Consider the following 18,965-nt stretch of genomic DNA (forward strand, 5'->3'; position numbering starts at 1 on the left):
ACATCAGAACGATGCCTCGATATCGATGACGAAGCGATAGCGCACATCGCTTTTCAGCACGCGTTCATAGGCGTCATTCACATCCTTCATCTCGATCTTCTCAATGTCGGCGGTGATATTATGCGTGCCGCAGAAATCCAGCATCTCCTGCGTCTCCTTGATGGAGCCGATCATCGAGCCGGCGAGGTTGCGGCGTGACGGGATCAGGGAGAAGGCATGGACAGGCACGGCCTTTTCCGGCACGCCCAGCAGGCAGAGGGTGCCATCCACCTTCAGCAGCCGCAGATAGGCGTTCCAGTCAATATCGCTGGAAACCGTGCAGATGATCAGGTCAAAGCTGTTGGCCAGCTTTTCGAACGTTTTCGCATCGCTGGTGGCGTAGTAATGGTCGGCCCCGAAGGCGCGGCCATCAGCTTCCTTCGCCAGGGTCTGGCTCAACACCGTTACCTCTGCCCCCATGGCGTGGGCCAGCTTCACGCCCATATGGCCCAGACCGCCCATGCCGACAATGGCGACCTTCTTGCCCGGTCCCGCCTGCCAGTGGCGCAGCGGTGAATAAAGCGTGATGCCGGCGCAGAGCAGCGGGGCCGTACGATCCAACGGCAAATTATCCGGGATGGACAGCACATAGCCTTCGCGCACGACGATATGGTCGGAATAGCCGCCATAGGTCGGCGTCACGCCGTCGGCTTCCACATCATTATAGGTCTGCACCAGACCGGGCAGATATTGCTCCAGATCTTCGTCGCGCGTCTCACACTGGGTGCAGGAATGCACGAAACAGCCGACGCCGACAGGGTCGCCGACCTTGAACTTCGTCACCTGGGAACCGACGGCGGTGACGATGCCGGCAATTTCATGGCCCGGCACCATGGGATAGCGCGACGCCCCCCATTCATTGCGGGCCTGATGGATGTCGGAATGGCAGATGCCGCTATATTTGATGGCGATGACCACATCATCGGCGCGCGGCTCCCGCCGCTCGACGGTGAAGGGGACCAACGGGGATTGCGCGTCCAGGACGGCATAGGCTTTGGCGAGACTCATGGTTTGCTTCCTTCGCAGCGGCGAAACGGGATGGCCGACTATCCCCCAGGTAACGCTGCAGCCGGTAGACCGATCCTGCAAGCTTCTTGCCTGATCCTGCAAATGCGATCAGGACAGGATGTCCGGCGGCAAGGCGCGTATTATCCTGGCCTTTTGATAAGCGGCAACGCAGGACAAGGGGTTAATGTGATGGCGATCACAGGAAGGCTGCAGGAGCTGTCGGCCCTGTTTGCCCGTTTCACCGAACAGGACCGGGACCGCCCGCTGGATTTCGGCGGGGTGCGGCTTTACCGCCGCGACACGCAGACCTTGCCGCAGCATTATGAATGCGGCCCCGGCTTTTCCCTGGTGATCCAGGGGGCCAAGCGGCTGACAGCGGGGACGGAGCGGTTTGATTATGCCGCCGGCCAATATCTGCTGACCTCCCTGCATCTGCCGGTGGTGACGCAGGTGACAACGGCCAGCCCGGAGGCCCCGCATTTCTGCCTGTTCATCCCCATCGACACCGAGGCGATGGGGGAGTTGCTGGCTCGCATCGGCACACCGCCAGGCCTGGATGCGGACGGGATGCGCAGCGTCGCCGTCAACCCGGCAACGCCGGACCTGCTGGATGCTGCCACCCGGCTGGTACGGCTGGCCGACCGGCCGCAGGATATTCCAGCCCTGGCCCCGCTGTTCCGCCAGGAAATCCTCTACCATTTGTTGACGGGGCCGGACGGGCCGCGCCTGCTGCACCTGGCCCTGTCCGCGGGCCACCATGCCGGGCGTATTCCGCGCGCCATGGCCTGGATGCGGACCCATTTCGCCGAGGCGTTGCGGGTGGAAATGCTGGCCGAGCATGTCGGGATGAGCGTTTCATCCCTGCACCATCATTTCAAGGCGGTGACGGCAATGACGCCGATCCAGTTCCAGAAGCAATTGCGCCTGCATGAGGCGCGACGCCTGATGCTGATGGAAAATCTGGATGCCGGTACGGCGGCCTTGCGCGTCGGCTATCAAAGCCCGTCGCAATTCAGCCGGGATTACAGCCGGCTCTATGGTGCGCCGCCGGCCAGGGATGTGGAACGGGTGCGGCAGGCGGCGGCTTGACGGCGGCTCAGGCCTTCTTTTCCCAGCCACCTTTTTCGTTCTGCTGCCAATAGGTCAGCGCGTGGCCGCCATCCTTGGCGTGGCGCCAGCGCCCGCGCGCGGCGGCCACGGCGTCCGGGTCGTTGCCATCGAACAGATCGCAGACCAGTTCATATTCGCCCAGCAGCGGGCTGGTCGCGCCATCGGTCAGGAACAGCACATGGGCGGCGTTGGCGCGGTCATCCGTTTCGCTGATCAGCACCGGCTGCATCTCTGCATGGCCATCCTTGCGGGTGCCATGGGGCAGGAAGCCGTCCGGCTTGTAGGTCCAGAGATGCTGACACAGCATCTCCGCCCGCTCATCGCTGGCGGTCAGCACCAGGGCCTTCCAGCCACGCTCCAGTGACTTTTCCAGCAGCGCCGGCAAGGTCTGCTCCAGCGTGCGGCGCGTCAGGTGATAGAAGCGGATTTCCGTCATGGCCCCTCTCGCCCGTTGGCCGGATCAACGCAGGGGGAAATGGTCGAAATCCACCTGCTTGGCCAGTTCCACCAGATGTTCATAGGTGCCGTTGCGGGTGGTCAGCATGACAATGCCATCCGTCCCGGCCAGCAACTGCATTGTGTAGAGTGGCGGGGTGGAATTGGGGAAGCGGGCAACGATGGCGTAATGATCGGCGATCACCTCCACCTTGCTGTCAGGTGGCAGGGTCGCTGTGTTCTTCACCGATCCCATCACCGCCTTGTAGAGCGTCGGGCTGCGGGCGGCACCGACCGTCACTTCCACCTTACCCTTTTTATACACCGCCTCCGCCGTGGCGACGGAATACATGGGCAAGGCCCCCCGCGCCGGACGGATTTCCCCCATCTCCCAGCCATCCGGCTCATCCGGCAGGGCCTTGCTCATCGACCGGTTGACCTTGGCCTCCTGCGCCGGGGCCGCCAGGGCCACAGGGGTGGAGAGGGTCAGCGGTGCGGCCAGCAGGCCAAGGACCAGCGGAAGGGAGAAGCGGCGTTGGGCCATGGGCGGGCGAGCTCCGTCAGCGATAAGGGCGGGGCCGGCGGTCGCCCGCCAGCCCCTGCTTATATAGGGTTTCAGCTTACCCTTCGTAATGGGTGGCGACCAGATGGTCCAGCAGGCGCACACCAAAGGCGGTGGCGCCCTTCGGCACCACGCCCTTGTTTTCCTTGCTCCAGGCGGTGCCGGCAATGTCCAGATGCGCCCAGGGCGTGCCATTGACGAAGCGCTGCAGGAACTGGGCGCCCATGATGGAACCGGCATTCATCGGGCGGCCAATGTTCTTCACATCGGCCACATCGCTGTCGATATCCTTGTCATAGGCGGGCGACAGCGGCATACGCCACAGCTTCTCACCCATGGCCAGACCGGATTCGGTCAGCTTGGTGGCCAGTTCGTCATTGTTGGAGAACAGGCCGGCATGTTCATTGCCCAGGCTGACGATGATGGCGCCGGTCAGCGTGGCCAGATTGACCATGAATTGCGGCTTGAACTGATCTTGCGTGTACCAGAGCGCATCGGCCAGCACCAGGCGGCCTTCGGCGTCGGTGTTCAGCACCTCGATCGTCTGGCCGGACATGGTGGTGACGATGTCGCCCGGACGCTGGGCATTGCCGTCGGGCATGTTCTCCGCCAGCGCCACGACGCCGACGACATTCACCTTGGCCTTGCGGCCGGCCAGGGCGGCCATCAGGCCGATGACGGTGCCGGAACCGCCCATGTCCCACTTCATCTCGTCCATGCCGGCCGCCGGCTTGATGGAGATGCCGCCGGTATCGAAGGTGATGCCCTTGCCGACAAAGGCAACCGGGGCATCGCCCTTGTTGCCGCCATTCCACTTCATCACCACCAGACGCGGCGGCTGGGCTGAGCCCTGGCCGACGCCCAGCAGCGCGCCCATGCCCAGCTTCTTCATCTTCTTTTCGTCGAGAACCTCGACTTCCAGGCCCAGCTTCTCCAGCTCCACGCAGCGGTCGGCCAGCGTTTCCGGATAGATCACATTGGGCGGCTCCGACACGACGTCGCGGGTCAGGAAGATGCCGTCGGCGATCTTTTCCAGCCGTTCCCAGGCCTTCTTGGTGCCCTTGGCGGCGGTCTGCACGGTGACCTTCTTCACCGACGGCTTTTTGTCGTCGGCCAGCGTGGTGCGATACTTGTCAAAGCGATAGCTGCGCAGCAGCGCGCCGAAGGCCACTTCGGCGGCAAACGGGCCAGCCTCGATGGCCAGACCGGCATGGTCGTCCACCACCAGGGTCAGCTCAGACTCGCCCGCATATTGCACGGCGGCCAGGGCGGCCGCACCGGCATTGTTGGCGGCCAGAGCGCCGGGCGCCCCACCGATACCCACCAGCACCAGCCGGCCCAGTTCCAGCCCTGCCGGGGCCACCAGAGTCAGCACTTCATCGGCCTTGCCGGTGAAACGGCCCTGTTCCATGGCGCGGGCGATCTGGCCACTGCTGGCCTTGTCCAGGCTGGCGCCGAAGCTGCCCAGCGCGCGGTCGGCGGCAACGGTGATGGCCAGATGACCCGATTTCGGCAGGTCCGGTGCGGAAAAGGCGATCTTCATGGATATGGCTCTCTGGTTGGCTGTCCGGGCAGGATGAACCCTGCTCCACCGGTTCCGGTGGTTGTGTGTATGGCAGAGAGTCGATAAAGAACAGCGGCGTTGTGGTGTCAAGGGCAGTGGCACATTAAACTTGGATGGCAGGCGATAAAGCGGCCTGCCACGATGGCGACGCAATCAGCGGCTATCCTTCGGCATTTGACAGGGGGCTTGCCGCCCCTAAAGGGTAGTTTGGGCGACAGGCCGGCGGGCCCGCCATCGTTTCAGGGCAAGATGAACCAGATCAACCGCTATCTGTTCCGGAATCTTCTGATTGCCACGCTGGTCGTGACCAGTGGGCTGTCGGCCGCCATCTGGCTGACCCAATCCCTGCGGCTGGTGGCGCTGGTGGTGGAGGGCGGGGCCTCCCTGACGGCTTTCTTCCGGCTGGCCATGCTGACCTTTCCAACCTTCCTGGCCCTGGTTCTGCCCTTTGGCCTGCTGGCAGCGGTGTTGTTCACCTATCACCGGCTGACCATCGACAGCGAACTGGTGGTGATGCGCGCCGCCGGGCTGGGGCCGCTGGCCCTGTCCAAGCCGGCCTTGCTGCTGGGCAGTGGCGTGATGGCGGCCTGTTTTGCCCTGACCCTGTTCCTGGGGCCGGCCGCACAGCGCGAACTGGTGGCCCTGCGGCAATCAGTTCGCAGCGACATGTCGGCGGCCCTGCTGCGGGAGGGCACCTTCAATGATTTGGGCGATGGGCTGACCGTCTATGTCCGCGACCGTCTGCCCGATGGCACCCTGATCGATCTGCTGATCCATGATGCCCGCCAACCAGGCATCATCAACACGGTGGTGGCTGAGCGCGGCACCCTGACGGACCTAGAGGGGCAGCCGCGTGTACTGGTGCATGATGGTACGCAGAGCAAATATACAATGGCCACCGGCAAGACCGAATGGCTGGAATTTGAGCGCTATGCTGTGGATTTGCAGTCCCTGCGCAAGGAGCTGACGGATCGCTGGGTCGAACCGCGGGAGCGCACACTGGCCCAACTGCTGCATCCCAACAATTCGCCTGAAGATATCCGTTTTGCCGGCCGCTTGCGGGCGGAGCTGCATAACCGTTTTGCCAGCCCGTTCCTGGCGCTCAGCTTCACCATCATCGCGCTTGCGGCCCTGTTGCCGGGCGAGTTTTCCCGCCGGGGGCGGGGCGGCCGCATCACGACCGCTGCTGTCGGGGCCTTGGTCCTGCAGGCGTCTGTCATGGGTATCGCCAACCTGATCAGCAAATCGCCAGTTCTGACGCCGCTGCTCTATGCCGTGGCCATTCTGCCCATTCCGCTGGGGCTCTGGTACGTGAACCGCAGCCGCATCGGCGGCCGCCGACCGGCCGCCGCGCCGGAAAGGGGGTGAGCCATGCGCCTTTCCGCGACCCTTTCCCATTATATCGGCCGGCAGTTCCTGCTCTGGTTCGTGGCTGGGCTGGCGGCGCTGCTGGCGCTGATCTATCTGCTGGATACGGTGGAGCTGCTGCGCCGCGCCGCCAACCGGCCGGAAGCGACCTTTGACATTGTTGTTTCCATGGGGTTGCTGAAACTGCCGGAGATCGGGCAGGAGGTGTTCCCCTTCGTCATCCTGTTCGCCGGCATGTACACATTCTGGCGGCTGACCCGCACCCAGGAACTGGTGGTGGCGCGGGCCAGCGGCATCAGTGTCTGGCAATTCATGACGCCGGTGCTGGGCTGGGCTGTCATCATCGGGCTGGTGCTGATCATGGTGCTGAACCCGATCTTCGCCGCCATGATGAAACGCTATGAGACGCTGGAGAATCGTTATCTGCGCGGTCAGGTCTCCTCGCTGGATATCGGTTCCTCCGGTCTCTGGCTGCGGCAGGTGAACAAGGATGGCAGCTATCGCATCCATGCTGACAGTCTGGTGCCGGGCCGGATGGAGATGCGGCGGGTGATGGTGCTGATCTCCACCCCCGAACGCAAACTGGCGGCCCGGCTGGATGCTGCCTCTGCCGTGCTGGCCGACGGGTTCTGGGATCTGTCGGAGGTCTGGTATAATCAGCCGGGGGAGCCGGCGCGCTTCCTGCCGCGTTACCGGCTGGCGACCGACCTGACGGAAGAGCGGATTCAGGATAGTTTCTCCTCGCCCGATACGCTTTCCTTCTGGGCCCTGCCGGACTTCATCCACACGCTGGAACTGACCGGGCTGTCACCGCTGCGCCACCGGCTTTACTGGCACACGCTGCTGTCCCAGCCGGTTCTGTTCGCCGCCATGGTGTTGCTGGCGGCCGCCTTCTCCCTGCGGCAGATGCGCGGCGGCGGTACGCTGGCGTTGCTGGGGGCGGGGGTGGTTTCGGCCCTGGTGCTGTTCATCGTCAAGGACGTGATCCAGGCGCTGGGCCTTTCCGGCTCCGTACCGGTGGTGCTGGCGGCCTGGGCCCCGGCGGGGGTGACGGTGATGCTGTCCGTGGCCGCCCTGTTGCATACGGAAGATGGCTGATGGCCTTTGCCGGTACGCTTTGCCTTTGCACCGTTCCTTCTCTATAAGAAGCCCCCATGATGCATTCCTTGACCCGACGGACCATGACCAGCTTCCTGCGCAAAGCCCTTCTGGGTGCCACCGCCTTCGCCCTTGTTGCTGTGACGGTTCCGGCGGGCCGGCTGGCCCATGCACAGCAGGCAGCATCGCTGGGCCGCATTGCCGCCGTTGTTAATGAATCGCCCATCACCCAGGCCGATGTCGAAGGCCGGATGCAGCTGGCCATCGTCTCTTCCGGCCTGCCGGACACGCCGGATACGCGCAAGCGTCTGCTGCCCCAGGTGATCCGCATCCTCACCGATGAGGCGCTGCAGGTGCAGGAAGCGCGGGAACGCAAGCTGTCCGTCACCGAGGATGAGCTGAACAATGCCCTGTCGGACATGGCGGAACGCAACCGCATGACGCGGGAGCAGTTGCAGCAGGCCTTGCAGCAGGCCGGCGTGCCGTGGAGCACGATGCGTCAGCAGATGCTGGCGCAGCTGGCCTGGAGCAAGGTGGTACAGCGCGTCGTGCGCCAGCAGGTAAATATCCCCGACAGCGAAGTGAGCGCCTATATCGAGCGTATCCGCGCCAATGCCGGCAAGCCGGAATATCAGGTGGCGGAGATCTTCCTGGCGGTCGATAACCCAGCCAATGAACAGGAAGTTCAGAATCTGGCCGACCGGCTGGTCGACCAGATTAGCAAGGGGGCGAATTTTGCCGCTGTTGCCCAGCAATTCTCCCAGTCCGCCGGTGCCGCCACCGGTGGTGACCTGGGCTGGATTCAGCAGGGCCAGTTGGAAGAGGCGCTGGACCGCGCCCTGCAGCAACTGCATTCCGGCCAGTTCTCCCGCCCGATCCGGGGGGCCGCCGGCTATCATATCCTCTGGCTGCGCGACCAGCGCACGGTGGCGGCCGGCGATCCGAAAAACATCCAGATCAGCCTGGGTCAGTTCGTGGTACCGCCGCCGACCGATCCCAACCAGCAGGGCGCCCTGTTTGACGCGGTGAAGCAGTTGGGCGAAGGGGTGAAGGGTTGCGAGGCGTTGCAGCAGGCGGCCTCTAAGATCCATGGCGCCCAGGTTTTCACCCAACCGCTGACCAAGCTGGGCGACATCCCCGAGCAGATTGCCGGTCTTGTGGCGGGGCTGGGCGTGGGCAATGCCACCCAGCCGCTGGTGACCGACAAGGGCACCATGCTGCTGATGGTCTGCGACCGGGTGGTGCCGGAAGGCAGCCTGCCGCCGCCCGATCAGGTGCGCTCCGCCCTGTTCCAGGAACGGATGGACCTGCAGCAGCGCCGCTATCTGCGCGACCTGCGCCGCCAGGCCACGATTGAGACGAGGCTGTAAGGCGATGGTGACCGCCCCCCTGGGTTTGACCATGGGTGAACCGGCCGGCATCGGCGGCGACATTGCCCTGATGACCTGGGCGGGAAGGCAAGGGCGGCCGGTGCCGCCCTTTGTCATGCTGGACGATCCGCAGCGGCTTGCCGCCCTGGCGGAACGACTGGGGCTTTCCGTTCCCGTCCGTGTGGTTGCGGAGGGGGAGCTGGGTTCGGTGGCGTCCCTGTTCGCCGATGCCCTGCCGGTGCTGCCGGTGCCCCTGTCGCACCCGGTGCAGTTGGGCCGGCCCGACCCGGCCAATGGGGCTGCTGTCATTGCCAGCATCGACCGGGCGGTTAATCTGTCGCGGCGCGGGTTGCTGGCGGGTGTCGTCACCAACCCGATTCAGAAAAGCGCGCTGTACGCCACCGGCTTCCGCTGGCCCGGCCATACGGAATATCTGGCCCATCTGGCCGGCCTGCCCGATGATGGAACGGTGATGCTGCTGGAAGGTGGGGGGCTGCGGGTGGTGCTGGCCACCATCCATCTGGCGCTGAAGGATGTGGCAGCACACCTGACCGCCGATGCCATCTTGCACGTTGCCCGCGTCACCGATGCCGCCTTGCGGCGCGATTTCGGCATTGCCAGCCCGCGGCTGGCCGTCGCTGCGCTCAATCCCCATGCAGGGGAGGGCGGGGCCATGGGGCGGGAGGAGATGGAGATCATCGCCCCCGCTGTGGCCGCGCTGCAGGCCGAAGGCATCAATGCTAAGGGGCCGTTCCCGGCCGATACCCTGTTCCATGCCGGGGCGCGCGCCGCCTATGATGTTGTGGTCTGCATGTATCATGACCAGGGGCTGATTCCGTTGAAGACCCTGGATTTTGACCAGGGCGTCAATATCACCCTGGGGCTGCCCTTTGTCCGCACCTCCCCCGACCATGGCACGGCCTTGTCGCTGGCGGGCACGGGCAAGGCCAGCCCTACCAGCCTGATCGCCGCCCTTCATGCCGCCCGATCCATTGCCAGCCGCCGTTTAGGGCTTTCCTGTGACTGACGTGAAAAGTAATGACGGGCGTGACCTGTCGCATTTGCCACCCCTGCGGGATGTCATCGCCACCCATGATCTGGCCGCCAAGAAGGCGTTCGGCCAGCATTTCCTGTTGGACCTGAATGTCACCCGCCGCATCGTGCGGGAAGCGGGGGATTTCAACGATCTGCATGTGGTGGAGGTGGGGCCCGGCCCCGGCGGCCTGACCCGCGCGCTGGTGGAAAGTGCCGCTGTGCAGGTGCTGGCGGTCGAACGCGATCCGCGTTTTGCGGCGGCGCTGGGCGATGTGATTGCCGCCTCGGCCGGGCGGTTACAGCTGGTGGAGGCCGATGCGCTGACGGTTGATCCGGTCGATCTGGTGCCCGCACCGCGCGCCGTGGTTTCCAACCTGCCGTACAATGTGGGCACGCCGCTGCTGATCGGCTGGCTGAAGCGGATCAGCGAATATCGTTTCCTGGCCCTGATGTTCCAGAAGGAAGTGGCGGATCGCATCGTCGCCCGGCCCCGCACCTCGGCCTATGGGCGGCTGGCGGTGATGTCGCAATGGCGGGCCGACTGCCGCACCATCATGGATTTGCCGGCCCGCGCCTTCACCCCGCCGCCCAAGATCGACAGCGCCGTTGTGCGGCTGACGCCGCGCGCGAGGCCGGCGGATGATCCCGACTTTGCCACCATGGAAACGCTGGTGGCGGCCGCGTTCGGCCAGCGTCGCAAGATGTTGCGGGCCAGCCTGAAAACCCTGATGCGGGAGCCGGAGCCCGTGCTGCTGTCAGTGGGGATCGCGCCGACCGCGCGGGCGGAGGAAATCGATATTGATGGGTTCGTCGCGCTGGCCAAGGCGTGGCGCGCAGCAGGTTGAAGATGTCTCCCACTGCAACGCTCACATCAGAATGAAAAAAGGCCGGGGCATCACCCCGGCCTTTTCAGCAACCGTTCAACCCGGTTGACCGGCAACCGATCAGTTGCTGGTGCCGCTCTGCGGCGGGGTGGTGGTGGTGCCTTCGGCCGGCGGGGTTGCACCCTCGGCCGGCGGGGTGGTGGTGGTGCTGTCAGCCGGCGGCGTGGTCATGGTGTCGGCCGGGGGCGTGGTCGGAGCCGGGGTGGCCGGCGGCGCGGTGGTACCCGACGGTTCCGGCGGATTTGACGTTGCCGGCGGCGGGGTGGTTTCCGACTGGTTCTTTGCCTTGTCACCGCAAGCGGCCAGCCCCAGCACCATCAAACCAGAGAAAACCCAAGGAAGCACGCGCATGTTCTTCGCTCCTTCATATAAACCGGTGGTCCATTCCCGCAGGTGCGGGTGGATTTTCCACCCATTACCGGCCGTTGCACGGCCGTTTTTCCCCTGTAACAACAGAGTAAAGGTCCAGTCGGATTGGGAAAAGCCAAAAAACACTAAATTTCAGCTTTCCGGCCTTTCAAGACCCGATCTCTGTTTCACGTAACGACACAAATGCGGCAAAGCCGTGATCTCAGCCTGACGTTTCCGTGTTCTGGTGCAAACGTCGGCAGGCGAGATCAAGGGCAGAGCGCAACTGGCTGGCGGCATAGGGTTTCTGCACGAATCCCAGCGGATAGGTCTGGGCCACCCGTGCCATCGTCTGTTCGTCCGCATAGGCGGAGAGATAGACACTGCGGATACCATAATCCGCCCGCAGGCGGCGGGCGGTATCCACCCCGTCCACGGGGCCGCGCAGGCGGATATCCATCAAGGCCAGATCGGGTCTTTCCGCCTGCGCCACGGCGATGGCTTCCGCTTCCGATGCAGCGATACCCACCACCTCATATCCCAGTTCCAGCAGCGTCAGGCGGATGCCCAAAGCCACCAGTGCATCATCCTCAACCACAAGAATCCGGGGGGGTATGGCCGAAAGGGGCGCTGCCTGTGTGTTCCTGTCATCGGAGATACCGGTGTCTGACATCAGGTAAAGCCAATCAGGTTCATTTGCAGCGGGACGCCCGTTTCGTTCGGGCTCAGGAGGCCGCTGCGGAAACCGATTGCCAAGGCCGGTCATCCGCTGTCAGTTGCCCCATAACCACCTGTTACCGCCAAACCCGCATCAAGGGCAAGCCGTCCGCTTGGTCGACCCAGTAGGACTTATGGCAGGGGGGCGTTAACCATGCTACTCATAACGTATAGTGGTGTTCGACAGCTTGTCCGCCCCGAACACACCAGTGTCGGCGGCTTCGTCCTATGATCAGGGCCGCGTTCAGCGGCGGAGAAGCTGCCAGAGCTGCAGCATCGGCTGCCCCTGATACCGGGCCCATTTCGGGTTCACGGCGGCCAGCCTGTCATCGCCGGCCACATCGCGCCGCTCCCGCACCTGAAAACCCGCCTCTATGGCCGCTGCTGCCAATTGTTCGGCTGTGTGCGGATAGCTGGCCAGCGACACTTCTGCGCCGGTTTCGGCATCCTTGAAATGGGCAAAGGTGCCGGCGGCTGTCCGTGCCGGATGAATCTCTGAAATGAAGAAAGGGGCACCCGACCGTAAGCTCCTGGCCACATGGCGGAAGAAGCGGGGCAGATCGGCGATATGTTCCAGAACCAGGGCCGTCAAGGCGGCATCAAAGGCGGCTTCTGCCAGCTCCAGGGCCAGGAAATCGCCTTCCAGCAGCGTAGGAGCCGGTCCGAGTTTGGCCCTGGCGATGGCCAGCATTCCAGGGGATTGATCCACCCCCGTCACCTGTTTACCAGCCGCCAGCAGCCGCGCGGTGTGACGACCGGTGCCGCAGCCGATTTCCAATATGTGTCGGCCTGGAAGCCCTTTCCAGAAGTCAGGAAAGGCCAGTTCATCCATCGCCACGGTTGGGTTGGGATACTGGTCGTAAAAGCCGGCCCACCGGTCATAACCGTCAATATTGGTCTGGCGATGGTCGCGGGAAGCCTGTTCGGTCGTGCGCATGATCCATATCCCTTGTTTTCCGTTCACCTGTACGGAAAGGGGCATGGATGTTTATCCCAGGGTCGGGAGCGGCGCCACCGCAGGCATGAAGATGCCCCAGGATGGCGACCGGGCGCAAGCCCCCATCCTCCGTTGTCGGGAATAGGCTCAGGAATAGGGGAATTGCGGCTTGCGTTTTTCCCGGAATGCATTGCGCCCCTCCGTGAAATCGGCTGATTCCACGGCATCCAGAAAGGCATCCATGCTCTCGCTGTCATCCCGCTGCTGCCCGGCCAGGACGCGGGCCACCATCTTCTTGATGGCCCGGATGGACCATTGGCTGTTGGCACTGATCTGGGCGGCATAATCCAGCACGGTAGACTCAAGGGAAGCCGCCGGCACCACCCGGTTCACCAGCCCGATGGCCAGTGCCCCGGCGGCGTCCAGCAACCGGCCGGTGAACAGCAGATCCTTGGCGTGGGCCGGCCCCACCGCCTCTACCAGCCGTTTTGTGTCGCCCAGCGGATAGACCAGCCCCAACTTGGCCGGGGTGATGCCCAGCTTCGCATCATCGGCGGCAAAGCGCAGATCACATGCCAGCGCCAGCCCCATGCCGCCGCCCACACAGGCCCCCTGGATCATGGCCAGGGTCGGTTTGGTGCAGGCGGCCAGCCCGTCCATGGCAGCGGCAATGTCGCTGGCATAGGCGGCTGTGCTCTGCCGGGTGGCATAGGCGCTCTCGAACTCGGAAATATCGGCACCGGCGGCAAAACAGCCGCCCGCCCCCTGCACCAAAAGCAGTTTTATGGCCGGATCGGCTTCGGCTTCTCTCACGCGAAGGGCCACCTCCCGCCACATTTCCTGGCTCAGCGCGTTGCGCTTTTCCGGCTGATTCAGGATCAGGCGGCCAATGCCCCCTGCTTCGCGGATCAACAATACCTTGTCGGGCATGGGGACGACCTGTCGGGGAACGAAAGTCTCCCCCTATCATCAAGGCCTCCGGCTGTCGATGGCGACCATCCGGTCCCATCCATTGCGCGGATTGAAGGCGGCGGATGATTCAGCCGCGCCGCCGCACGGCGATGGGAACCGGCACCAGTTCCACGCGCCGGGGCCGGCCACGCGGCGGTTCCGCCTCATCATCATAGGGCAGCAGCATGACGGCAAAGCCGATCTGCAGCCCGCCAAAGGTCAACCCGATCAGGAAGCAGAAGGCGCTGAGACCAATCCAGCCGAGCGATGTCGCCTGTGCCAGGCTGCGCAGATGGGCAAAATCGAAGCCAACGGCAATGGCCGCCGACACCGCGCCCAGGATGAAACCGGCCAGGGCATGGCGCAGCATGAAACGGATCAGGAAAGGCATCCCGGCCTCCATCCAGGCGAATCATCACAGAGATTGATGTTACATCGCTCATCACACGGGGGCGACAGCTTTGTTTAGCGGGGGTGGTGCCCGCTCAGCAATTCCACGGCAGTGGCCAGCATCCTGTCTTCCATATCATACAGGGTGGTGGCGCGCCCGTGGACAATATCGCCCGGCCGTAACCGCAGAAGCCGGGCGATGCCGTCATCCGCGACCAGGGTAAGAAAGCCCGCGGGCTGGCTGCGGAAGCTGACGCCGCAGGCAGACAGGATGGCGCCAAAGGGAATGCGCCGCTGCCGCACCGCAAATAATGCCGCCAGCGGCAGCGCCTCCAGATACATCTCAATCAGCCCCAGCTCTGCCGGGGTTCCGCTATCCGCTCCGCTCAGCAGCACATGCCGACGCAGACTTGTTGCCTCTTCGGCCGTATGCAGCACGGTCAGGCGCATCCGCTCGCCCCAGAAGGCCTCCAGCGTGGCAGTCATGCCATGATCATGGGCGAGTAACCGGCGAACGGTTTCCGGGAGGGTATCGGCGCTGATCCAGTAAGGGGTCGGCGGCGCGCCATCCTCGGAATGCAAGCGCAGGAAACCTGTCAACAGGTCAAGCTCAGCGGGGGTGGCGGCAGGGCAGTTCATGTCATCATAAATTGCATGGCGGAGCCGAGGGCTCCCAAGATTGGTGCGGACCATACGGCACCGCTGCTGACCTGCCAAGGCATGGCGACCTTGATTTGGGAACATTATCCGATTGCACCTGTCTGCCGTTCGATGGCCATAGGGGATACCCGGCGTTGGGGAACGGAGCGCCACACGCAAACAGGTCAGAAAAACCAGGGCTGTGCAGGCGCCTCGTCCCCGCCATGCGGTGCTGACGGGTCCGGCGGGCTAAAATCGCGGCTGGCTGGGGTTGCAATGCGCGGCCGCCTGCGCTATTCCACCGCCCATCGTTAATCCCACACGTGGGCTTGCGGTGCGGATACTTGTATCTGTCGGACGGTCCGGCAGTCGGTATCAGCATCGGTCCGGTGTTTGCCTGGCATGGTGCTGGGTAGACGTCGCCCACGGAGGAAGAACCGGAAAAGGACTTTTCCTATGGCTATGCCGACCTTTACCATGCGCCAGCTTCTGGAAGCTGGTGTCCATTTCGGTCACCACACCCGCCGCTGGAATCCGAAGATGGCCCCGTACCTCTTCGGTGTGCGCAATGGCGTGCATATCATCGATCTGGAACAGACCGTCCCGATGCTGCATCGCTCGATGCAGGCCGTTCGTGACGTGGTCGCCGGCGGTGGTCGCGTGCTGTTCGTTGGCACCAAGCGTGCCGCCCAGGAAAAGGTGGCTGAGGCCGCCAAGCGCTGTGGCCAGTATTATGTCAACCATCGTTGGCTCGGCGGTATGCTGACCAACTGGAAGACCATCTCGCAGTCCATCCGTCGCCTGAAGGAAATGGACGAGGCGCTGGTTTCTGGTGAAGGCTCCGGCCGCACCAAGAAGGAACTGCTCAACATGACCCGCGACCGCGATAAGCTGGAACGCGCGCTGGGCGGTATCCGTGACATGGGCGGCCTGCCCGACCTGCTGGTGATCATCGACACCAACAAGGAAAGCTTGGCCATCCAGGAAGCCAACAAGCTGGGCATTCCCGTTGTCGCCATCGTCGACAGCAACAGCAGCCCGGACGGCATCACCTTCCCGGTGCCGGGTAACGACGACGCCCTGCGCGCCATCGAAACCTATTGCGATCTGCTGGCCGGTTCCGTTCTGGATGGTCTGCAGGCTGAAATGTCGGCCGCCGGCATTGATGTCGGCGCCCAGGAAGAAGCCCCGGTCGAAGTGCTGCCCGAGGAAGTGGTGGCTGAGGCCCAGGCCTGAGTTTGAGTGACTGCGGCCGGGCCGTACCCGATTGTCGGGGCGGTCCGGCCGTTGTGCTGTTCAGGGGTTGGCAACCATCGCGGCTCTGGCTGCGGTGGTTGCTCACCTGTTTTTGAAGATGTCCCACCAATCCTAGCGGATAGAGAGGCGAATTATGGCCGAGATCACTGCTGCGCTCGTCAAGGAGCTGCGCGAGAAGACCGGTGCCGGCATGATGGATTGCAAGAAGGCGCTGGCTGAAACCGCTGGTGACACTGAAGCTGCCGTCGACTGGCTGCGCAAGAAGGGCCTCGCCGCCGCCGCCAAGAAGTCTGGCCGTGTCGCTGCCGAAGGCTTGGTTGGCGTTGCTGCCAACGGCGTGGTTGGCGCTGCCATCGAGCTGAACGCCGAAACCGATTTCGTTGCCCGCAACGATGCCTTCCAGGGCGCCGTCATCACGGTGGCCAAGCTGGCCGTTGAGAGCAACGGCGACATCGAGTCGCTGAAGGCCACTGCCTATCCGGGCACCGGCCGCACCGTCGCCGAGGAGCTGACCCATCTGGTTGCCACCATCGGCGAGAACATGAACCTGCGCCGTATCGCCAAGCTGGAAGTGAAGGACGGCATCGTCGCCTCCTATGTTCACTCCGCTCTGGTTCCCGGCCTGGGCAAGATCGGCGTGCTGGTTGCCCTGGAATCCACGGGCGACAAGGCCAAGTTGGCTGATCTGGGCAAGCAGATCGCCATGCATGTTGCCGCCGCCCGTCCGGAAGCCCTGGATGTTGCCGACGTCAGCACCGCCAACCTGGACCGTGAACGCGCCGTTCTGGTCGAGCAGGCCCGTGCGAGCGGCAAGCCGGAGAACATCATCGAGAAGATGGTCGAAGGCCGCATCCGCAAGTATTATGAAGAAGTGGTGCTGCTGGAGCAGCTCTACGTCATCGACGGCGAAACCAAGATCCGCAAGGTCGTGGAAAATGCCGCCAAGGACGTTGGCGCCCCGGTGACGCTGACCGGCTTCGTCCGCTTCCAGCTGGGCGAAGGCATCGAGAAGGAAGCGACGGACTTCGCGGCCGAAGTGGCCTCGATGGCCCGCTGATGCATACCACCTGAATCCCGCCGCAATCGGGATTTAGGAGGCCGGTGCCCGAAGGGGTGCCGGTAGAAGTCTGCCAATCCGGGCGGGGGTTTTCCCGCCCGGTTTTGCCCTGCATTCCCTGATCGAAAGGACCAACCCCGTGCCCGCTGCCGCCCGATACAAGCGCGTTCTGCTGAAGCTCTCTGGCGAAGCCCTGATGGGCGAACGGGAATATGGGCTTGATCCCAACGTCGTCGACCGGATGGCGCGGGAGATCAAGGCGGTCATTGAGATGGGGGTGGAGGTTTGCGCCGTCATTGGCGGCGGCAATATCTTCCGGGGTATTTCTGGTGCCGCATCGGGCATGGAACGCGCCACCGCCGATTATATGGGTATGCTGGCCACGGTGATGAATGCGCTGGCCGTGCAGAACGCCCTGGAAAAGGCGGGCGTGCCGACGCGCGTGCAATCGGCCATTCCGATGGCCAGCGTCTGCGAGCCCTATATCCGCCGCCGGGCGGAACGGCATATGGAAAAGGGCCGGGTGGTGATTTTCGCCGCCGGTACCGGTAATCCCTTCTTCACTACCGATACCGCTGCGGCACTGCGCGCCTCTGAAATGGGCTGTGATGCGCTGCTGAAGGCGACCAAGGTGGATGGCGTCTATAGCGCCGATCCGAAGAAGGTGAAGGATGCGATCCGCTATGATCGCCTCACATATCTCGATGTATTGTCGCGCGATCTGGCCGTGATGGACGCGTCGGCAATCTCGCTTGCCCGCGAGAACAAGATTCCGATCCTGGTATTCTCCATCGTGACCGACGGCGCCTTCGCCGAGGTCATGGGCGGGCAGGGCAAGTTCACCATCATAACCGAAGAGGCATAAGGTGGCCGCTCCCGACCTTAAGGACATGGAACGCCGCATGGCCGGCGCCCTGGAAACCCTTCGCAAGGAATTTGCCGGTCTGCGTACCGGCCGCGCTTCCGCCAACCTGCTGGAGCCGGTGGTGGTCGAAGCCTATGGCGCGACCGTGCCGCTCAATCAGGTGGCCAATGTCAGCGTGCCGGAGCCGCGCCTGATCTCCGTGCAGGTATTTGACCGCAGCACGGTGAAGGCGGTGGAGAAGGCTATTCGTGAAAGCGGTCTGGGTCTGAACCCGCAGACCGAGGGTTCCACGATTCGCGTGCCGATTCCGGAACTGAATTCCGAGCGTCGCAAGGAGCTGACCAAGGTTGCCGCCAAATATGCCGAGCAGACCCGCGTTGCCGTGCGCAACGTGCGTCGTGATGGCATGGATGCCGCCAAGAAGGCCCAGAAGGATGGCGACCTGTCCGAAGATGAGCTGAAGGGCCTGTCGGACAAGATCCAGACCGTGACCGACGCCCATATCAAGAAGATTGATGAAGCGCTGGCCACCAAGGAAAAGGAAATCCTGCAGGTCTGACGGCCGGCAGAGGGGAAGGGATCGGCCCGTCATGCACGGCACCGACAGCCAGGGTTTCGGGCCGCCGCCGGCGCACATTGCCATCATCATGGATGGCAATGGACGTTGGGCGACGGCGCGCGGCTTGCCGCGAACCGCTGGTCACAAGCGGGGGGTGGACGCCGTCCGCAACGCCATTGAGGGCGCCCGCGAGCTGGGGGTGCGCTACCTGACCCTCTACAGTTTCTCCACAGAGAATTGGAGTCGGCCGGAGGATGAGGTTTCAACCCTCATGCAGTTGCTGCGCTTCTATCTCCGCGGGGAGATTGCCAAGCTGCACAAGAATGGCATCCGCCTGCGGGTGATCGGCGACCGGCAACGGTTGTCGGCAGATATTCAAACCCTTATCGAGAATTCCGAGGCGCTGACGGCCGAAAACAGGGACATGACCCTGGTACTGGCGCTGTCCTATGGCGGGCGGCAGGAGCTGGTGGATGCGGCCCGGCGCATGGCTGAATCCGTGGCGCGTGGGGAAATGAGCCCCGGCGATATCACGGCCGAAAGCTTCAGCCAGCATCTGTTCACCGGGTCGGACATCCCCGACCCTGACCTGATGATCCGCACCAGCGGCGAAAAGCGGATCAGCAATTTCCTGCTCTGGCAGCTGGCCTATGCGGAGCTGGTGTTCGTGGACACGCTGTGGCCGGACTTCACCAAGCGTGATCTGGAGGAAGCCATCCGTGAATTCCACCGGCGGGATCGCCGCTTCGGCGCCACGGTGGGCAGCCGTTGA

The 18,965-nt window shown here is 63.7% G+C and carries 21 protein-coding genes; 11 read left to right on the forward strand and 10 right to left on the reverse strand.

Annotation, left to right across the window (positions count from 1 at the left end):
• Positions 1 to 3 precede the first annotated feature (3 nt).
• On the reverse strand, positions 4 to 1,047 hold the full coding sequence (locus GE253_RS20120; RefSeq protein WP_153205941.1) for an NAD(P)-dependent alcohol dehydrogenase: 1,044 nt from the start codon (positions 1,045 to 1,047) through the stop codon (positions 4 to 6).
• A gap of 189 nt (positions 1,048 to 1,236) precedes the next feature.
• Between GE253_RS20120 and GE253_RS20125 the strand changes: the two genes are divergently transcribed.
• Entirely contained in the window at positions 1,237 to 2,136 is a 900-nt protein-coding gene (locus tag GE253_RS20125) for an AraC family transcriptional regulator (RefSeq protein WP_153205942.1), read from the forward strand.
• A 7-nt stretch (positions 2,137 to 2,143) separates the two neighbouring features.
• Here GE253_RS20125 and GE253_RS20130 read toward each other — a convergent pair whose 3' ends face one another.
• From GE253_RS20130 to GE253_RS20140, 3 genes are all read right to left on the reverse strand, one after another.
• Positions 2,144 to 2,593, reverse strand: a complete 450-nt coding sequence (locus tag GE253_RS20130; protein WP_153205943.1) for a DNA polymerase III subunit chi — start codon at positions 2,591 to 2,593, stop codon at positions 2,144 to 2,146.
• Between the two features lie 24 nt (positions 2,594 to 2,617).
• Positions 2,618 to 3,136, reverse strand: coding sequence for a hypothetical protein (locus GE253_RS20135; protein WP_153205944.1), 519 nt, complete (start codon positions 3,134 to 3,136; stop codon positions 2,618 to 2,620).
• A 76-nt stretch (positions 3,137 to 3,212) separates the two neighbouring features.
• Entirely contained in the window at positions 3,213 to 4,697 is a 1,485-nt protein-coding gene (locus GE253_RS20140; RefSeq protein WP_153205945.1) for a leucyl aminopeptidase, read from the reverse strand.
• Positions 4,698 to 4,967: 270 nt separating this feature from the next.
• On the opposite strand from GE253_RS20140, the gene lptF reads away from it, so the two are divergent.
• The 5 genes from lptF to rsmA are packed head-to-tail and all read left to right on the forward strand — an operon-like array spanning position 4,968 to position 10,434.
• The gene (lptF, locus tag GE253_RS20145) at positions 4,968 to 6,086 is read left to right on the forward strand and encodes an LPS export ABC transporter permease LptF (protein ID WP_173012753.1); all 1,119 of its coding nucleotides are present in this window, start codon (positions 4,968 to 4,970) and stop codon (positions 6,084 to 6,086) included.
• Positions 6,087 to 6,089: 3 nt separating this feature from the next.
• On the forward strand, positions 6,090 to 7,184 hold the full coding sequence (lptG, locus tag GE253_RS20150; RefSeq protein ID WP_153205947.1) for an LPS export ABC transporter permease LptG: 1,095 nt from the start codon (positions 6,090 to 6,092) through the stop codon (positions 7,182 to 7,184).
• Between the two features lie 56 nt (positions 7,185 to 7,240).
• Positions 7,241 to 8,554 carry a peptidylprolyl isomerase gene (locus GE253_RS20155; protein ID WP_153205948.1) on the forward strand — a complete coding sequence of 438 codons (1,314 nt, stop codon included), beginning with the start codon at positions 7,241 to 7,243 and terminating at the stop codon, positions 8,552 to 8,554.
• 4 nt (positions 8,555 to 8,558) lie between these two features.
• On the forward strand, positions 8,559 to 9,581 hold the full coding sequence (gene pdxA / locus GE253_RS20160) for a 4-hydroxythreonine-4-phosphate dehydrogenase PdxA (RefSeq protein ID WP_153205949.1): 1,023 nt from the start codon (positions 8,559 to 8,561) through the stop codon (positions 9,579 to 9,581).
• Positions 9,574 to 10,434, forward strand: coding sequence for a 16S rRNA (adenine(1518)-N(6)/adenine(1519)-N(6))-dimethyltransferase RsmA (gene rsmA / locus GE253_RS20165; RefSeq protein WP_348770907.1), 861 nt, complete (start codon positions 9,574 to 9,576; stop codon positions 10,432 to 10,434). The genes pdxA and rsmA overlap by 8 nt, the downstream gene beginning before the upstream one ends.
• Positions 10,435 to 10,533: 99 nt before the next feature.
• On the opposite strand, the gene GE253_RS20170 is transcribed toward rsmA, so the two are convergent.
• The 6 genes from GE253_RS20170 to GE253_RS20195 all read right to left on the reverse strand — a co-directional run bounded on the left by GE253_RS20170 (position 10,534) and on the right by GE253_RS20195 (position 14,455).
• Positions 10,534 to 10,824 carry a hypothetical protein gene (locus GE253_RS20170; RefSeq protein WP_153205950.1) on the reverse strand — a complete coding sequence of 97 codons (291 nt, stop codon included), beginning with the start codon at positions 10,822 to 10,824 and terminating at the stop codon, positions 10,534 to 10,536.
• A gap of 220 nt (positions 10,825 to 11,044) precedes the next feature.
• A complete protein-coding gene (locus tag GE253_RS20175) occupies positions 11,045 to 11,419 on the reverse strand; it encodes a response regulator (protein WP_348770908.1) in 375 nt (124 codons plus the stop codon).
• 363 nt (positions 11,420 to 11,782) lie between these two features.
• Positions 11,783 to 12,475 (reverse strand): class I SAM-dependent methyltransferase, encoded by a 693-nt coding sequence (locus GE253_RS20180; RefSeq protein ID WP_173012754.1) that lies wholly within the window; start codon positions 12,473 to 12,475, stop codon positions 11,783 to 11,785.
• 147 nt (positions 12,476 to 12,622) lie between these two features.
• Positions 12,623 to 13,405: an enoyl-CoA hydratase-related protein gene (locus GE253_RS20185; protein WP_153205953.1), complete on the reverse strand. Its 783-nt coding sequence runs from the start codon at positions 13,403 to 13,405 to the stop codon at positions 12,623 to 12,625.
• A gap of 109 nt (positions 13,406 to 13,514) precedes the next feature.
• Complete coding sequence (locus tag GE253_RS20190) at positions 13,515 to 13,817, reverse strand: hypothetical protein (protein ID WP_153205954.1); 303 nt, start codon at positions 13,815 to 13,817, stop codon at positions 13,515 to 13,517.
• A 74-nt stretch (positions 13,818 to 13,891) separates the two neighbouring features.
• Positions 13,892 to 14,455 (reverse strand): hypothetical protein, encoded by a 564-nt coding sequence (locus tag GE253_RS20195; RefSeq protein ID WP_153205955.1) that lies wholly within the window; start codon positions 14,453 to 14,455, stop codon positions 13,892 to 13,894.
• A gap of 456 nt (positions 14,456 to 14,911) precedes the next feature.
• On the opposite strand from GE253_RS20195, the gene rpsB reads away from it, so the two are divergent.
• From rpsB to GE253_RS20220, 5 genes are all read left to right on the forward strand, one after another.
• Positions 14,912 to 15,691, forward strand: coding sequence for a 30S ribosomal protein S2 (rpsB, locus tag GE253_RS20200; protein ID WP_153205956.1), 780 nt, complete (start codon positions 14,912 to 14,914; stop codon positions 15,689 to 15,691).
• Between the two features lie 154 nt (positions 15,692 to 15,845).
• Positions 15,846 to 16,769, forward strand: coding sequence for a translation elongation factor Ts (gene tsf, locus GE253_RS20205; protein WP_153205957.1), 924 nt, complete (start codon positions 15,846 to 15,848; stop codon positions 16,767 to 16,769).
• 139 nt (positions 16,770 to 16,908) lie between these two features.
• Positions 16,909 to 17,634 carry a UMP kinase gene (pyrH, locus tag GE253_RS20210; protein ID WP_089290082.1) on the forward strand — a complete coding sequence of 242 codons (726 nt, stop codon included), beginning with the start codon at positions 16,909 to 16,911 and terminating at the stop codon, positions 17,632 to 17,634.
• Between the two features lies 1 nt (position 17,635).
• The gene (gene frr, locus GE253_RS20215) at positions 17,636 to 18,193 is read left to right on the forward strand and encodes a ribosome recycling factor (protein WP_348770909.1); all 558 of its coding nucleotides are present in this window, start codon (positions 17,636 to 17,638) and stop codon (positions 18,191 to 18,193) included.
• Between the two features lie 31 nt (positions 18,194 to 18,224).
• Positions 18,225 to 18,965 carry an isoprenyl transferase gene (locus GE253_RS20220; protein ID WP_153205959.1) on the forward strand — a complete coding sequence of 247 codons (741 nt, stop codon included), beginning with the start codon at positions 18,225 to 18,227 and terminating at the stop codon, positions 18,963 to 18,965.

Source organism: Niveispirillum sp. SYP-B3756 (genome assembly GCF_009495745.1).
Taxonomy (GTDB): Bacteria; Pseudomonadota; Alphaproteobacteria; order Azospirillales; family Azospirillaceae; genus Niveispirillum.